The following is a 14,743-nucleotide window of genomic DNA, read 5'->3' as shown; positions in this document are numbered from 1 at the left end:
AAAGTTTTATATTTGTTAGAAAAGTATATAAAAGTATGAGAATAATTCCCTTTTTAGCAATTGCTGGTGTTTTGTCATTAGCATCGTGCAATAAACTGCTTCTGAACCTGCAAAGGAAACAGAAAACACTGCAACAAATCCTGTTGCTGAAACGCCAGCAACGCCATCATCAACGAATAGCGGGCAAAAAACAGCAGAATCAGGTGTGAAATTAAATCCACCTCATGGAGAACCAGGCCATCGTTGTGAGATTCCGGTTGGGGCACCTTTAGACAGTCAGCCTTCAACTGCAGTTCCTACACAGCAGAACCAAACACCTGCACAACCTGCAAACGGAGGAAAAGGATTTTTGAGTTCAGGAACAATGCCGCACAGCAAGGACAGCCACAACAGGTACCACAGCAACAAACGGCGCAAAAAACAGCTCCTGGTTTTTCAGGAAAACCAAATCCTGCACACGGACAACCGGGTCACCGTTGCGATATTCAGGTAGGCCAGACGTTACCATAAAATAGTATACAACCACTCTTCGGAGTGGTTTTTTTATTGTTAAGGAATTCATTTTTAAACAATAAATAAGATGTATGCTTTTACAGATAGGAGTTTTATATCGGCTACAATTCGTATAATCCATAAAAAAGAGTGTCAGATAAATGAGAGATAGTATAAAATTCTTCCTTATTTTTGTTGCTTTATTAAAGTTTTGAATTACATGATACAAAATCCTAAAAGATATACGGTTACTGCGGCTTTGCCTTATACAAACGGACCTATACATATCGGGCATCTGGCCGGTGTATATGTACCTGCTGACATTTATGTGCGTTTTCTGCGCCAGCAACATCAGGATGTTGCGTTTATTTGTGGAAGCGACGAGCACGGAGTAGCTATTTCAATGAAAGCCAAAAAAGAGGGCATTACGCCACAGCAGGTAATTGATAAGTATCATACCATAATAAAAGATTCTTTTCGTGATTTTGGTATTTCGTTTAACAATTATTCACGAACCTCTGCACCAATACATCATGAGACTGCTTCAGAATTTTTCAGAAAATTATATGACAACGGAAAATTTATTGAAGAAATAACGGCTCAATTATACGATGCAGAAGCAGATCAGTTTTTGGCAGATCGCTTCGTAAAAGGTACTTGCCCTAAATGCGGTAATGAAGAAGCCTATGGAGATCAGTGTGAGAAATGCGGAACCTCTTTAAACGCAACGGATCTGATCAACCCAAAGTCAACCATAACAGGCTCAACACCGGTTCTTAAAGAAACGAAACATTGGTTTTTGCCTTTAGATCAGTACGATACTTTTTTGAGAGAATGGATTTTAGAAGGGCATAAAAATGACTGGAAGCCCAATGTTTACGGACAGGTAAAGTCATGGTTGGATGATGGTTTGAAGCCACGTGCGGTAACCCGTGACTTAGATTGGGGGATAGATGTTCCGGTTGAAGGAGCGGAAGGAAAAAAACTATATGTATGGTTTGATGCTCCAATCGGATATATTTCATCTACTAAAGAATGGGCAAAAAAGAAGGAAAGGACTGGGAGCCTTACTGGAAAGATAAAGATACCAAACTGGTTCATTTTATCGGAAAAGATAATATTGTTTTTCACTGTGTCATATTTCCTTCAATGCTTAAAGCAGAAGGAACGTATATATTGCCGGACAATGTTCCTGCGAACGAATTCCTTAATTTAGAAGGAAACAAACTTTCTACTTCTAAAAACTGGGCCGTTTGGCTCAATGAATATTTAGTAGATTTTCCGGAAAAGCAAGATGTGTTACGATACGTACTGACCTCCAATGCACCGGAAACCAAAGACAATGACTTTACATGGAAAGATTTTCAGGCAAGAAATAACAATGAATTGGTAGCCATTTTCGGTAATTTCATCAATCGTGTAGTGGTATTAACAAACAAATACTACAACGGAGAGATTCCTGCTCCAAATGAATTCTCAGAAGTAGATCAGGCTACTTTGGCAGAACTTAAAGCCTATCCTTCAGTAATTGCAAGTTCTGTTGAAAGATATCGTTTCCGTGAAGCTTTGGGAGAAATGATGAATGTAGCGCGCTTAGGGAATAAATACCTGGCAGATGAAGAGCCATGGAAATTAATCAAAGAGAATCCGGAGCGGGTAAAAACCCAAATGTATATCGCTTTACAGATTGCTGCGGCATTAACCACGCTGGCAGAACCTTTCCTGCCTTTTACAGCAGCTAAATTAAGTGTGATTCTGAAATTGGAAACACCAATTGACTGGCAAAAACTTTCACAAACAACAGACCTTCTTTCGGCAGGTCATACAATCGGAGAAGCGGAATTGTTGTTTGGAAAAATTGAAGACGAAGACATACAGAAACAGATAGAAAAACTGGAAGCTACAAAAACGGCCAATGCTGCAGAAGCAAAAACCATTGAACCGCAAAAAGAAACAGCGCAATTTGAAGATTTTGCTAAAATAGATTTGCGTGTCGGAACCATTGTTGAAGCAGAGAAAATGCCAAAAGCCAATAAATTACTGGTATTAAAAGTAGATACAGGATTAGATGTCCGCACAATAGTTTCAGGTATTGCAGAACACTTTTCTCCTGAAGAACTTATTGGAAAGCAAGTTACCGTTTTATTGAATCTTGCTCCAAGAAAATTAAGAGGAGTAGAAAGTGAAGGAATGTTATTACTGACAGAAAATGCAGAAGGAAAACTTGTATTTGTTAATCCGGACACAACAGGTGTGAAAAACGGAGCTACAATAGGATAGTTACGTTCTCTCTATAATCATAAAAAAGACCGCTCGAAAGAGCGGTCTTTTTTTATGTCTTATTATTTTTTGTTCTTTTATTGTGCTGTACCAGTCGGTAACTAATGTATAACAGTAACATCCAGATAGGGATAAGCTCTACAGAAATTTTCATTCCTGTGATCCACATAATACTCAGAATACCCACTAAAAACACCAGACAGATATAATTGGATAGCGGGTAGATAAAAGAAGGAAATTTTGTCTTGACAAGCTCCTGATCTTTTTGCTTTCTGAATTTTAAATGGGTAATAGCAATCATGACCCAATTAATAATAAGAGAGGATACCACCAGCGACATTAAAATGCTGAAGGCTTCTTCGGGTACAATTTTATTAATCACAATACAGATAGCAGCAAAACAGGAAGATACTACAATAGCCATTACTGGCACCGAATGCTTGTTTAATCTTTTTAGAAAAGCAGGGGCATTTCCTTGTTCTGCCAAACCAAAAAGCATACGGGAATTACTGTAAACACTACTGTTATATACTGACAAAGCAGCGGTAAGCACAATCAGATTAAGCGCATTTGCGATAAGGTTTGTAAAAGAAACAGTTGTTCCGAACAAATGTACCTCATAGCCTTTCAGATTATCAAAAACGGTTACAAATGGGCTTGTTTTTACATCAATCATCTCCCATGGTGATAAAGAAAAAAGAATGATCAAAGCACCTACATAAAAAATCAGAATGCGGTAAATTACCTGATTAGTTGCTTTGGGAATGTTTTTCTCAGGGTTTTCTGCTTCAGCAGCTGTAATTCCAATGAGTTCTAATCCTCCAAATGAAAACATGATAAGAGCCATCGCAGACAAGAGACCCTGAAAACCTTCTCCGGATTTTTCCAGCCAGCCTTTTGGAAAAAAGCCGCCGTTATTCCATAGATTCTCTACTGATGCCTGTTCTCCTCCGGTTCCGGAAAGCAAAAGATATCCTCCGAAAAGAATCATGGCAATAATAGCAACCACTTTAATAATAGAAAACCAGAACTCTGCTTCTCCAAAAAGCTTTACAGAGCCTAAATTTAACGCGTTAATAGCTAAAAAGAAAAACAGACTTGAAGCCCATAAAGGAATTTCAGGCCACCAGTAGTTGATGTAAATACCAATAGCGGTAAGCTCAGACATACTTACCAGTATATATAAAATCCAATAATTCCATCCGGAAGCAAATCCTGCAAACGACCCCCAATATTTATAGGCAAAATGAGAGAAACTTCCTGAAACAGGTTCTTCTACAACCATTTCTCCTAATTGACGCATGATAAAAAAAGCAATAATTCCTGCAAAAGCATATCCTAAAATCACAGAAGGTCCTGCCAATACAGCAGCGGGTCCTATACCGAGAAAAAGCCCGGTTCCTATAGCGCCACCTAATGCAATCAGCTGAATGTGCCTGTTAGAAAGACCTCTTTTTAATTCTGTAGCAGGGGTTTGTTGTTGAGTGTTTTCCACGTAAAATGTATTATTTTTTTACGAAAATAGAAAAAAAAGACTAAAAAGAACCATAAAACTAAAAAGGTTGTCCTTATGGACAACCTTTTTTATAGAAAGACGGGCTATTGTTATTATAGCAATTCTCTAATCTTCAATACGAATAACTTCCAGTTTTAAATTACCTTTTTTCGCAGGCCATTCAATGATATCTCCGATTTTGCGTCCAATTATGGCTATTCCTTCATCAGATAGAACAGAAATTTTATTCTTGCTTGGTTTTGCTTTTTGAGGACCTACAAGAGTAACTGTTTTATTTTCGTTGGTATGATGGTCTTTATAAGTCACCATACGATTTACAGTAACAATCTCGTCTGGGAGATTTCTTCTCAGCACTTGTGAGGCATTTTTTAATTCACTAAGTAAAAGTTCTTCTTCGGCTATGGTAACTTTTTTTCTTCGTACATGATCTTTTATTAAGTCATACAATCCGGTGGTTAATATTATTTTTTGTGACATGATATTCGCTTTCAATTTAATTAATCAAAGAGTGACTCGCTTTAAATGTCTGAGCTGTAGAGGATCAATAGCGACTGTATAGACCTATCGGGCATCTGAAGAAGCAATTGCATTTAAAAATAGAATAAAGTGGTTCCCTGTCCGGAGTCGTGACAGGGCTTACTGAATAAACTCTTTGGAGTTTTTTAAGAAAGTATCATCATGCAGATATAATAACGAGCCCACAAGCCGTATCAACCGATTATCCGTTAAATAAAAGTTTGAAATAGTCATTATACCTAATAATTTTGACTAAGATACAATATATAAGGCATTAAAAAAAATCCGGGAGATTTTGAAGAAAGATAATGGGGGGTGAATAATCCTAAAAAATAAAAAGAGCTTAACATCTAAATGATGATAAGCTCTTTTTTAGTACCTGAGGTGGGAATCGAACCCACACTCCGAAGAACACGAGTTTGAGTCGTGCGCGTCTACCAATTCCGCCACTCAGGCATAATCTTTACGACTTTGAGATTGCAAATGTAGGTAAAAAAAATAAATAACAAATAAAAAAATGAAAAAATGTACAATGTAAAAATATAATTTCTAAATTTGCAACGCTTTAGACAACATAAGGCAAACACAACACAAAGCTAACTACTAAAATAATAAATAACTAATGGCGTATTTTGAACCGGAAGCAAAAATATTTGCTTGTTCTCAAAGTTTAGAATTAGCTGAAAAAATTGCAAAAAACTATGGTGTAGAATTAGGTAAAGTTACCTTTTCACATTATAGTGATGGAGAATTTCAGCCTTCATTTGAAGAATCGATTCGTGGAATCCGTGTGTTTTTAGTCTGTTCTACCTTTCCAAGTGCAGATAATTTAATGGAATTATTGCTGATGATTGACGCTGCAAAACGCGCTTCAGCAAGACACATCACCGCGGTGATTCCATATTTTGGATGGGCAAGACAAGATCGGAAAGATAAGCCACGTGTGCCGATAGGGGCAAAATTGGTAGCAAAAATGTTGGAAACTGCAGGTGCAACACGTGTGATGACAATGGATTTGCATGCAGACCAGATACAGGGGTTCTTTGAAAAACCGGTAGATCATTTATTTGCATCAACCATTTTCCTGCCTTATGTACAGTCATTAGAGCTTGAAAACCTTACTATAGCTTCTCCGGATATGGGTGGATCGAAAAGAGCCTATGCGTATTCGAAATACTTAGGTTCAGAAGTAGTTGTTTGTTACAAACAGCGAAAAAAAGCCAATGTAATTGATACAATGGAGTTGATAGGTGAAGTAGCAGGCAGACATGTAATTCTGGTAGATGATATGATCGATACCGGAGGAACACTTGCAAAGGCAGCAGATGTTATGATTGAAAAAGGAGCTCTGAGCGTTCGTGCAATTTGTACACATGCCATTTTATCAGGTGGCGCTTATGAAAAGATTGAAAAATCCAAACTGACGGAATTGATCGTCACGGATTCGATACCGCTCAAACAAAAAAGTGAAAAAATAAGAGTATTGAGTTGTGCTGAATTATTTGCAGATGTAATGCACATGGTGCAAAACAATAATTCAATAAGCAACAAATTTATAATGTAATTTATTAATTTATATATTTAAAAAATGAAATCAATTTCAATTAAAGGACAAGAAAGAGAAAGCGTGGGTAAAGTAGCTACGAAAGCCGCACGTAATGCTGGATTAGTTCCTTGCGTGATTTACGGAGGAGAACAACCAGTGCATTTTACAGCTGAAGAAAAAGCTTTTAAAAGCTTAGTATACACTCCAGAAGTACACACTGTTGGTGTTGATTTAGGAGGAAAAACAATTGATTGTGTTCTACAGGACATTCAATTTGATCCGGTTTCTGACAAAATTTTACACATTGATTTTTACCAGTTACATGCTGATAAAGAAATCACTATGGAAGTTCCTGTAAAAGTTGTTGGTAACTCAAAAGGAGTTATGGCTGGAGGTGTTTTACGTTTAAACCAACGTAAATTAAAAGTAAGATCTTTACCAGCAAACTTACCGGATTTCGTAGAAGCTGATATCACAGAATTAGAAATGGGTAACAAATTATATGTTACTAAAATCCCTACAAACAACTTCAAATTGTTACATCCGGATAACACAGTTGTTGCTCAGGTGAGAATTTCTCGTGCTGCAATGAAAGCTGCTCAGGAAGCTGCAAAAGCAGACAAAACAGCAAAAGGAAAGAAAAAATAATTTTCTTTACAGCTATAAAAAAAGCTCCGGATTTCCGGAGCTTTTTTGTTTTATTCAATAATGGAAACTCTTACAGTGTTTACCATTCCTTTTTCCACAAGAGGCATAGAAGCCAGGTTAATTGTGAAATCTCCCTTATCTACATATCCGTGTTCTTTTCCAATATTATTGATGTCTTCAATAGTGATATCGGTACTATCGTATTTATCATAATAAAATGCTTTAACACCCCAAAGAAGGCTTAGTTGTGTAAGCATACGGCGGTTTGATGTAAAGGCAAGAATATGCGATTTCGGACGCCATGCCGATATCTGAAAGGCAGTGTACCCTGAATTGGTAAGCGTATTGATTACTTTAGCTTCGATATCATTGGCCATGATGGCAGCGTGGTAACATACTGCTTTAGTCACATATCGTTTTGTTTTGATTTTTGCATCGTTTACTGAAAGTTTGATAAGGTCTGAATCCTCAACACTTAAAATAATCTGACTCATTTTTTCAATTACCTGAACCGGATAATTACCAACAGAGGTTTCTCCGGAAAGCATTACCGCATCAGCACCATCCATAACAGAGTTGGCTACGTCATTTACTTCGGCTCTTGTAGGCGTAAGGCTCGTAATCATTGTTTCCATCATCTGAGTAGCAATAATCACCGGGATACGTGCTGCTTTGGCTTTGTGAACCAGCTGCTTTTGTATAAGCGGTACTTCCTGTGCAGGAATTTCTACTCCAAGATCTCCACGTGCAACCATAAGACCGTCACAATGAGAAACAATTTTATTGATGTTCTCTACGGCTTCGGGTTTCTCTATCTTGGCAATAATAGGAATTTTATGATCGGAATGTTCTTTAATAAGCATTTGAAGGTCTTCAATATCTTCAGCAGTTCTTACAAAAGATAAGGCAAACCAGTCTACCTCCAGCTTTATAGCAAAAATAGCATCTTTGATGTCCTTCTCAGTAAGGGCGGGTAAAGAAACTTTGGTGTTAGGAAGGTTAACCCCTTTTTTAGATTTTAAAGGACCTCCTTGAACAACTACTGCTTTAACTTCATGTTTGCGGTCGGTTTCAAGAACATTAAAAATGAGTTTTCCGTCATCCAGTAAAATGGATTCTCCGGGATTTACATCTCTTGGAAAACTTTTGTAATTCATATAGACGCGGCTCGCAGTTCCTAAAAATTCATTTTCAGTCGAAAAAGTAATCAGGTCTCCCTGTTTTAAAACGACTTCATCTTTCATAACACCAACACGTAGTTTAGGACCTTGTAAATCAGCTAAAATACTGGTGTTGTAACTAAATTCTTCATTAAGCTCACGGATTATTTTTACTTTTTCTTCAATATCAAAATAATCGGCGTGAGAAAAGTTTATTCTAAAAACATTCACACCCGCTTCTATCATTTCTTTAATGATTTCTTTGGTACCACATGCGGGTCCAAGCGTAGCGACTATTTTTGTTTTTTTTCGTTGTAACATATTTAAAATATTAAATTGTTGATTGATTTTATGTTTTCGGTATTTGCAGCATACACAGTTGATACATTTCTGATATCACTGATTTGATGAATGATTTCATCGCTGCTGTAAAAAACGTCCACATTTTCGATTTGTAATAAATAATCGAAATTTTTTAGCTCAGGAATCAGGTAAGTGGAAGTTTCGAACGGATGTGACAATTCATTGAATAAAGAACCCTGTTTCATTTCTTTAGATAAGATATTAGTCTTATTTTCAATCAGCCGCCAGATCAAATCCTGTTTCAGATCTTCATATACATAATATGAAAAAAAGCTGTCTCCCTTATCATTGGTCAGATGAATGTCTTTTTTTTCGCGAACCAGATAAAGGTGCAAAATTTTATTAAGATGAAAAGCCAGCCTGTAATCTTCAAGCCCGGATTGGATGGCTATCAACTCAAAATCATTGAAGTCGAAGCAATCTAAAGCAAATTTTACAATATTTTTATTCTTAGGAGCTGCCATATTATCTTCATCGGTACAAAAATACTATTAATAAATAACATTTGATGGAGATAACCGCACTAAAAACAATTATTTAATATTCACGTTGATTTTGTTTTGAAGGGCAAAGTAAGCCCTTTGAGCTGCTTTTTCTTCAGCTTTCTTCTTGCTGGTGGCTCTTCCTTTGGCGATTATGCGCTCGTTGTAGTAAAGTTTAGAACTGAAATATCGAACGTGTTCGTTAGTGTGGTCTTCTGAAGATTCGAATCGGAAAGAAATTTTTTCTTTTTGACAAAATTCGATAAAAAGGCTTTTGTGACTGGTGATTTTTCCTTCGAGTGTATTAATATCTTCGATTTGAGAGAGAATATGTGTTTTGATATAGCTTTCACAATAGTCAAATCCTTTGTCAATATAGATGGCTCCTATAAAAGCTTCAAATAAGTCTCCGAAAATATTATCTCCAAACTGGTTTTTGTAAATCTTACTTTCAACCAATTCTGTAAGGCATAACTTTTTTCCGATCTTATTCAGATTCTCCCGGCTTACAATTTTTGACCGCATTTTAGTCAGATATCCTTCATTTCCCTGAGGTACGGACTGATAAAGATAAGAAGCAACAACTGTTCCCAGAATGGCATCACCTAAAAACTCAAGACGTTCATAATTCAGGGGATTTCCGTTTTTATCGGATTTATTCGTAGAGCTATGCGTAAATGCTTGTTTAAAAAGGGGAGCGTTCTTGGTATTAAACCCAGTGAGTTGTGCTAATTTATCGCAAAAAATCCCGTCGTTATCTGAGCGGGATTTTCTGTAAAATATGCTTAAAAAAGATTTCATCTTTTTATAAATCAACTTTTTTTACCAATACACAGGCATTGTGACCTCCAAAACCAAATGTATTACTCATCACTACATTCATTTCTCTTTTTTGAGCCTGATTAAAGGTAAAGTTCAATTTATTATTGATGCTTTCATCATCAGTAAAATGGTTGATGGTTGGTGGAACAATTCCGTGTTTGATAGATAAAATACAGGAAATGGTTTCAATAGCTCCGGCAGCTCCCAACAAGTGACCGGTCATTGATTTGGTTGAGTTGATGTTCAATTTGTAAGCATGCTCTCCAAATACCTGTTCAATTGCTTTAGATTCTGCAATATCACCTAAAGGAGTTGATGTTCCATGCATATTCACACCATCTACATCACTTACCTGTAATCCTGCATCTCGTAAACAATTAATCATAACATTTTTTGCTCCCAAACCTTCCGGGTGTGGTGCTGTAATGTGATGGGCATCTGCAGACATACCGCCACCACCGATTTCGCAATAAATTTTTGCTCCTCTGGCAACTGCATGTTCATATTCTTCCAATACCAAAGCTCCGGAACCTTCACCTAACACAAAGCCATCTCTGTCTTTATCCATTGGACGTGAAGCCGATTTCGGATCATTATTTCTTGTAGATAGAGCGTGCATGGCATTAAATCCTCCAATACCGGCAATGGTTACAGCAGCTTCTGAACCACCTGTTAAGATTACATCAGCATGACCTAAGCGAATATAGTTAAACGCATCAATCATGGCATTAGTAGATGACGCACAAGCCGAAACGGTCGTAAAATTCGGACCGCGTAAACCGTATTTTATAGAAATCAAACCTCCTGCAATATCCGCAATCATTTTTGGAATAAAGAAAGGGTTGAATTTTGGAGTTCCGTTTCCTGTAGCGAAATTGGTTACTTCGTCCTGGAAAGTTTGCAAACCGCCAATACCTGATCCCCAGATAACTCCAGCACGATCTTTGTCAAGCTTGTCAAAATTGAAATTAGCGTCTTCCATCGCTTCAGTAGCAGTTACCATGGCATATTGTGTAAAACGATCCATTTTACGTGCTTCTTTTCTGTCGATGAAATCTTCTGCGTTAAATCCTTTCAACTCACATGCAAATTGTGTTTTGAAGTTTGTAGCGTCAAAATAAGTAATTGGGGCTGCTCCACTCACACCATTTATTAATCCGTTCCAATATTCCTGAATGGTATTTCCAATAGGTGTTAATGCACCTAAACCAGTAACTACAACTCGCTTTAATTTCATATAATGTGTATTATAGTTTAATTTAAAAAACAAAACCCAGCGTTTCAATTAAATTAAGAGAAAACATTGGGTGCTATTTATTTACTGAGATTGTTTCCAATCGTTTTTCTTTTTTAAAGCCTATTATGCTTTAGAGGAATAATAACACCCACGCGAAGCTTCGCGTGGGAGATTATGTTATTATTTCTTAGCCTCTTCGATGTAAGAGATAGCTTGACCTACTGTAGCAATGTTTTCAGCTTGATCATCTGGAATCTGAATGTCGAATTCTTTTTCGAACTCCATGATAAGCTCAACAGTGTCTAATGAATCAGCTCCCAAATCATTTGTGAAGCTTGCTTCAGCTACAACTTCATTCTCGTCAACTCCTAATTTGTCAACGATAATCGCTTTTACTCTTGATGCAATGTCTGACATAATCTTTTTCTTTTTTTAAGTTTAATTTGTATGTGGCAAAAATAAAAAACTTTATTATATGTCCACGATAAAAAATTTAATTTGTAACTGCGAATTTATAAAAATAATTTGTACTGGTGGTTTTTTTTACGGTTTTGTCATAAATAATTCTTTTTTTTGCACTTTATTTCATTGTAAAATAATATACGTATTTTGACTAACTAAATGAAAAAAGTTATTTTATTCGCTTCTGGCTCAGGTTCTAATGTAGAAAATATTATCGGGTATTTCAAAGAAAAGCAACAAAAAATCAGTTTTTATGTTTTTACAAATAATGAAAAAGCTTTTGTTTTGGAAAGAGCCCGAAAACTTCAGGTACCTGCTGTGATCTTTTCACGTGAAGAAATGAATGAAGGAAAGGTTGGTGAAAAAGTAAAAGAAATAAACCCTGATCTGATTGTTCTGGCCGGCTTCCTATGGAAGTTTCCGTCGGCAATAATTGCGGAATACCCGAATAAAATCATTAACATACATCCGGCGCTACTTCCAAAATACGGAGGAAAGGGAATGTATGGGAAGTTTGTTCACGAGGCTGTACTCCTTAATAAGGAAAAAGAAACAGGGATAACCATTCACTATGTAAATGAACATTATGATGATGGGGCACCTTTGTTTCAGGCAAAAGTTGCTCTAAGTAACAATGATACGGTAGAACAGATAGCTGATAAAGTGCATCAGCTGGAATTTATCCATTTTCCTGAAATAATAGAAAAATTATTGAAGGATTAAAAACTGTTAAAAAACCCTTCTACTACCACTGTAGTTTCCTCTTTATTTAATATTCTGCGTATTCCTTTCTGGCATGCCCATAGTTTAAGAACATCCGGAATTTCCCAAACGGTAGGTTCAAAGATGATTTGTCGGTTGGTCGTTTTGATTTTGACCAATTCTCCGGTTGCTTCATTTTTCAGTGAAAGTTTTCCGAGAAGAGGCTTTTGAAGGGTGTAGGTTTCTCCATATATAGTGATTGATTTGCTTGTATAGGTACCTATAAGATTCTCATAATCTTCATCTACTTCATAGATGTTGCCATCTACAAAAACATAATATTCATTATCAATAATATCATTGCTAAGATCCATTACTGTATGGTTGTAATCATGAGACCATAATCTCGCATACCCTTCTTCATTTATGTCGAATTCGAAAGTATCAGTGCCTAAATATTGAGAAGAGGCATTGTATCCTGCCAGTAATAATAAAAGCAGCATGTATAGTTTTTTCATATATAATATACTTTTTCGTGTTGCAATCAAAACGCGTACCAAGGTTGTGATGTAGCAGCGTTTTGACCTATATTTGCAAAAAAAAGTTATGCATCAGAAACCAGACGTTATTCTTTATACAGACGGGGCTTCAAGAGGAAATCCAGGGCCGGGAGGTTATGGTCTTATTCTGGAGTGGGCTGGTAAAAATGTTTTTAAAGAATTTTCACAGGGTTATCGGCTTACAACTAATAACCGTATGGAATTAATGGCGGTTATAGTAGGGTTGGAAAAACTAAAAAAACCGGGACTTTCTGTATTAGTCGTTTCTGATTCTAAATATGTGGTTGATGCCGTTGAAAAAAAGTGGGTAATAGGCTGGGAGAAAAAGAACTTCAAAGACAAAAAAAACCCGGATTTGTGGATGCGTTTTTTGAACATTTACAGACAACATCAGGTGCGATTTCAGTGGATTAAAGGTCATAATAATCATCCGATGAACGAACGCTGTGATGTTTTGGCAGTAAATGCCGCATTGGGTAAAGATTTGATAGCCGATCAGTACTATGAAAATACATTAGGTTAATAAACCTACAAACTTACTTATTACTTTTGCGATTTTTTTAAAATAGCATTATATTTGCATCTTCATTTATAAAGAACGCATGAACAAATTATTGATTGTAGGAACTGTTGCTTTCGATGCTATTGAAACCCCTTTTGGTAAAACAGAGAAAATATTGGGAGGTGCAGCTACTTATATTGGTTTGGCGGCTTCTCATTTCGATGTGAAATCGGCAATTGTCTCTGTTGTAGGAGACGACTTTCCTCAAGAATATTTACAATTATTAAAAGATAAATCCATTGATATTTCCGGTATTGAAATCGTAAAAGAAGGAAAGACTTTCTTTTGGAGCGGTCGTTATCACAATGATTTGAATTCAAGAGAAACTCTGGATACTCAGTTAAATGTCTTAGCAGATTTTAATCCGGTTGTTCCTGCAGATTTTAAAGATGCAGATGTGGTTATGCTGGGCAACCTGCATCCGAATATTCAGATCAGTGTTTTAGATCAGCTGACAAGAAAGCCAAAGCTTGTTGTTTTGGATACCATGAACTTCTGGATGGATTGTGCGCTTGCTGAATTAAAAGAAGTAATGAAGCGGATAGATGTGATTACGATAAATGATGAAGAAGCCAGACAATTGTCGGGAGAATATTCATTGGTAAAAGCAGCCGAAGTGATTCATGAAATGGGACCTAAATATGTGGTCATTAAAAAAGGAGAGCATGGTGCCTTGTTATTTCATGATAGTAATGTGTTTTTTGCTCCTGCTTTACCGTTAAAAGATGTCTTTGATCCTGAGCTGGATTCCGGACGTACAGAATATTGTTCCATTCGAGCAAATCAGCATATTTCTTTTGAATAACGATCGCCTTCCAAATAATTTCGCATCAGTTTTTCGATATGAAAATCATTGTTGAGCTGAAAAGATTATTACCGGATCATGAATCTCTTTATTCTTTACTTTCTCTATGTATTGTCTTGGAGTTAGTTCTTTGGAATATTGTGAATAGTTTGGCATTCTGCCTGCAAATACTATGGCTCTCAGGTTCAGGTTTTCACACATTTCTTTCCGTGCATCATATAACCTTCTTCCCAAGCGAAGTCCTCTGTAGTTTGGATGTATAAACACATCAATTCCGTATAGAACCGTTCCTTTCTCACTATGAGTCGTAAACATTCCGTTTGCCGTTATCTGATTATAAGTGTGATTCATTGTGTTACGTTTTTCATCTACTATAATAGACATAGCGGCACCGACTACTACGTCATCTACCAAAATGACCAGCTGACCCTGAGGAAAAACTTTTAAAAGTCTTTTTATCTCCGTTTTATTCCAGTATAAATCGTCTATACCTTCATCGGAATAGGCGTCAACCATGGAGGTTTTCAGTTCTAAATAATCTTCTAAGTTTAAATTTCTTAATTCAATTTTGTTGAGGGTTGAACTCATTT

The 14,743-nt window shown here is 36.5% G+C and carries 14 protein-coding genes, 1 tRNA gene and 3 pseudogenes; 8 read left to right on the top strand and 10 right to left on the bottom strand.

The window, feature by feature from the left end; translation table 11 throughout:
- The 3 genes and pseudogenes from QW060_RS21640 to metG form a co-directional block, all read left to right on the top strand.
- A partial coding sequence (locus QW060_RS21640) for a hypothetical protein (protein WP_290365116.1) occupies positions 1-209 on the top strand: 209 nt, incomplete at its 5' end.
- A complete protein-coding gene (locus tag QW060_RS21635; protein ID WP_397386122.1) occupies positions 206-493 on the top strand; it encodes a hypothetical protein in 288 nt (95 codons plus the stop codon). The genes QW060_RS21640 and QW060_RS21635, both read left to right, overlap by 4 nt.
- Positions 494-712: 219 nt before the next feature.
- Positions 713-2,772 (top strand): annotated as a pseudogene (metG, locus tag QW060_RS21630) (methionine--tRNA ligase).
- Between the two features lie 52 nt (positions 2,773-2,824).
- On the opposite strand, the gene QW060_RS21625 reads toward metG, so the two are convergent.
- The 3 genes from QW060_RS21625 to QW060_RS21615 all read right to left on the bottom strand — a co-directional run bounded on the left by QW060_RS21625 (position 2,825) and on the right by QW060_RS21615 (position 5,260).
- Positions 2,825-4,267 carry an amino acid permease gene (locus QW060_RS21625; RefSeq protein WP_290364354.1) on the bottom strand — a complete coding sequence of 481 codons (1,443 nt, stop codon included), beginning with the start codon at positions 4,265-4,267 and terminating at the stop codon, positions 2,825-2,827.
- 126 nt (positions 4,268-4,393) lie between these two features.
- Positions 4,394-4,765 carry a GreA/GreB family elongation factor gene (locus QW060_RS21620; RefSeq protein ID WP_290364353.1) on the bottom strand — a complete coding sequence of 124 codons (372 nt, stop codon included), beginning with the start codon at positions 4,763-4,765 and terminating at the stop codon, positions 4,394-4,396.
- A gap of 415 nt (positions 4,766-5,180) precedes the next feature.
- Positions 5,181-5,260 (bottom strand) — tRNA-Leu (locus QW060_RS21615).
- A gap of 166 nt (positions 5,261-5,426) precedes the next feature.
- Between QW060_RS21615 and QW060_RS21610 the strand changes: the two genes are divergently transcribed.
- Positions 5,427-6,368, top strand: a complete 942-nt coding sequence (locus tag QW060_RS21610) for a ribose-phosphate pyrophosphokinase (protein WP_290364352.1) — start codon at positions 5,427-5,429, stop codon at positions 6,366-6,368.
- 24 nt (positions 6,369-6,392) lie between these two features.
- On the top strand, positions 6,393-6,998 hold the full coding sequence (locus tag QW060_RS21605) for a 50S ribosomal protein L25/general stress protein Ctc (RefSeq protein ID WP_290364351.1): 606 nt from the start codon (positions 6,393-6,395) through the stop codon (positions 6,996-6,998).
- Positions 6,999-7,048: 50 nt separating this feature from the next.
- Here QW060_RS21605 and pyk read toward each other — a convergent pair whose 3' ends face one another.
- The 5 genes from pyk to QW060_RS21580 all read right to left on the bottom strand — a co-directional run bounded on the left by pyk (position 7,049) and on the right by QW060_RS21580 (position 11,479).
- A complete protein-coding gene (gene pyk, locus QW060_RS21600; RefSeq protein WP_290364350.1) occupies positions 7,049-8,479 on the bottom strand; it encodes a pyruvate kinase in 1,431 nt (476 codons plus the stop codon).
- A gap of 2 nt (positions 8,480-8,481) precedes the next feature.
- Positions 8,482-8,985, bottom strand: a complete 504-nt coding sequence (locus QW060_RS21595; RefSeq protein WP_290364349.1) for an IPExxxVDY family protein — start codon at positions 8,983-8,985, stop codon at positions 8,482-8,484.
- A 69-nt stretch (positions 8,986-9,054) separates the two neighbouring features.
- The gene (gene rnc, locus QW060_RS21590) at positions 9,055-9,804 is read right to left on the bottom strand and encodes a ribonuclease III (protein ID WP_290364348.1); all 750 of its coding nucleotides are present in this window, start codon (positions 9,802-9,804) and stop codon (positions 9,055-9,057) included.
- A gap of 4 nt (positions 9,805-9,808) precedes the next feature.
- Positions 9,809-11,062 carry a beta-ketoacyl-ACP synthase II gene (gene fabF, locus QW060_RS21585; protein ID WP_290364347.1) on the bottom strand — a complete coding sequence of 418 codons (1,254 nt, stop codon included), beginning with the start codon at positions 11,060-11,062 and terminating at the stop codon, positions 9,809-9,811.
- A gap of 180 nt (positions 11,063-11,242) precedes the next feature.
- Positions 11,243-11,479 carry an acyl carrier protein gene (locus QW060_RS21580; RefSeq protein WP_002988156.1) on the bottom strand — a complete coding sequence of 79 codons (237 nt, stop codon included), beginning with the start codon at positions 11,477-11,479 and terminating at the stop codon, positions 11,243-11,245.
- 204 nt (positions 11,480-11,683) lie between these two features.
- On the opposite strand from QW060_RS21580, the gene purN reads away from it, so the two are divergent.
- Positions 11,684-12,247: a phosphoribosylglycinamide formyltransferase gene (purN, locus tag QW060_RS21575; protein WP_290364346.1), complete on the top strand. Its 564-nt coding sequence runs from the start codon at positions 11,684-11,686 to the stop codon at positions 12,245-12,247.
- Here purN and QW060_RS21570 read toward each other — a convergent pair.
- The gene (locus tag QW060_RS21570; RefSeq protein WP_290364345.1) at positions 12,244-12,744 is read right to left on the bottom strand and encodes a hypothetical protein; all 501 of its coding nucleotides are present in this window, start codon (positions 12,742-12,744) and stop codon (positions 12,244-12,246) included. The genes purN and QW060_RS21570 overlap by 4 nt on opposite strands.
- An 88-nt stretch (positions 12,745-12,832) precedes the next feature.
- Between QW060_RS21570 and rnhA the strand changes: the two genes are divergently transcribed.
- Complete coding sequence (rnhA, locus tag QW060_RS21565) at positions 12,833-13,309, top strand: ribonuclease HI (protein WP_290364344.1); 477 nt, start codon at positions 12,833-12,835, stop codon at positions 13,307-13,309.
- A 79-nt stretch (positions 13,310-13,388) separates the two neighbouring features.
- Positions 13,389-14,087, top strand: a pseudogene (locus QW060_RS21560) (PfkB family carbohydrate kinase); the annotation flags it as partial.
- Positions 14,088-14,094: 7 nt separating this feature from the next.
- Here QW060_RS21560 and QW060_RS21555 read toward each other — a convergent pair.
- A pseudogene (locus QW060_RS21555) lies at positions 14,095-14,741 on the bottom strand (GNAT family N-acetyltransferase); the annotation flags it as partial.
- Positions 14,742-14,743: the final 2 nt, after the last annotated feature.

This window comes from Paenimyroides ceti, assembly GCF_030409925.1.
The sequence above is the reverse complement of the archived record's forward strand: the minus strand, read 5'-3'. Positions and strand labels throughout refer to the sequence as shown.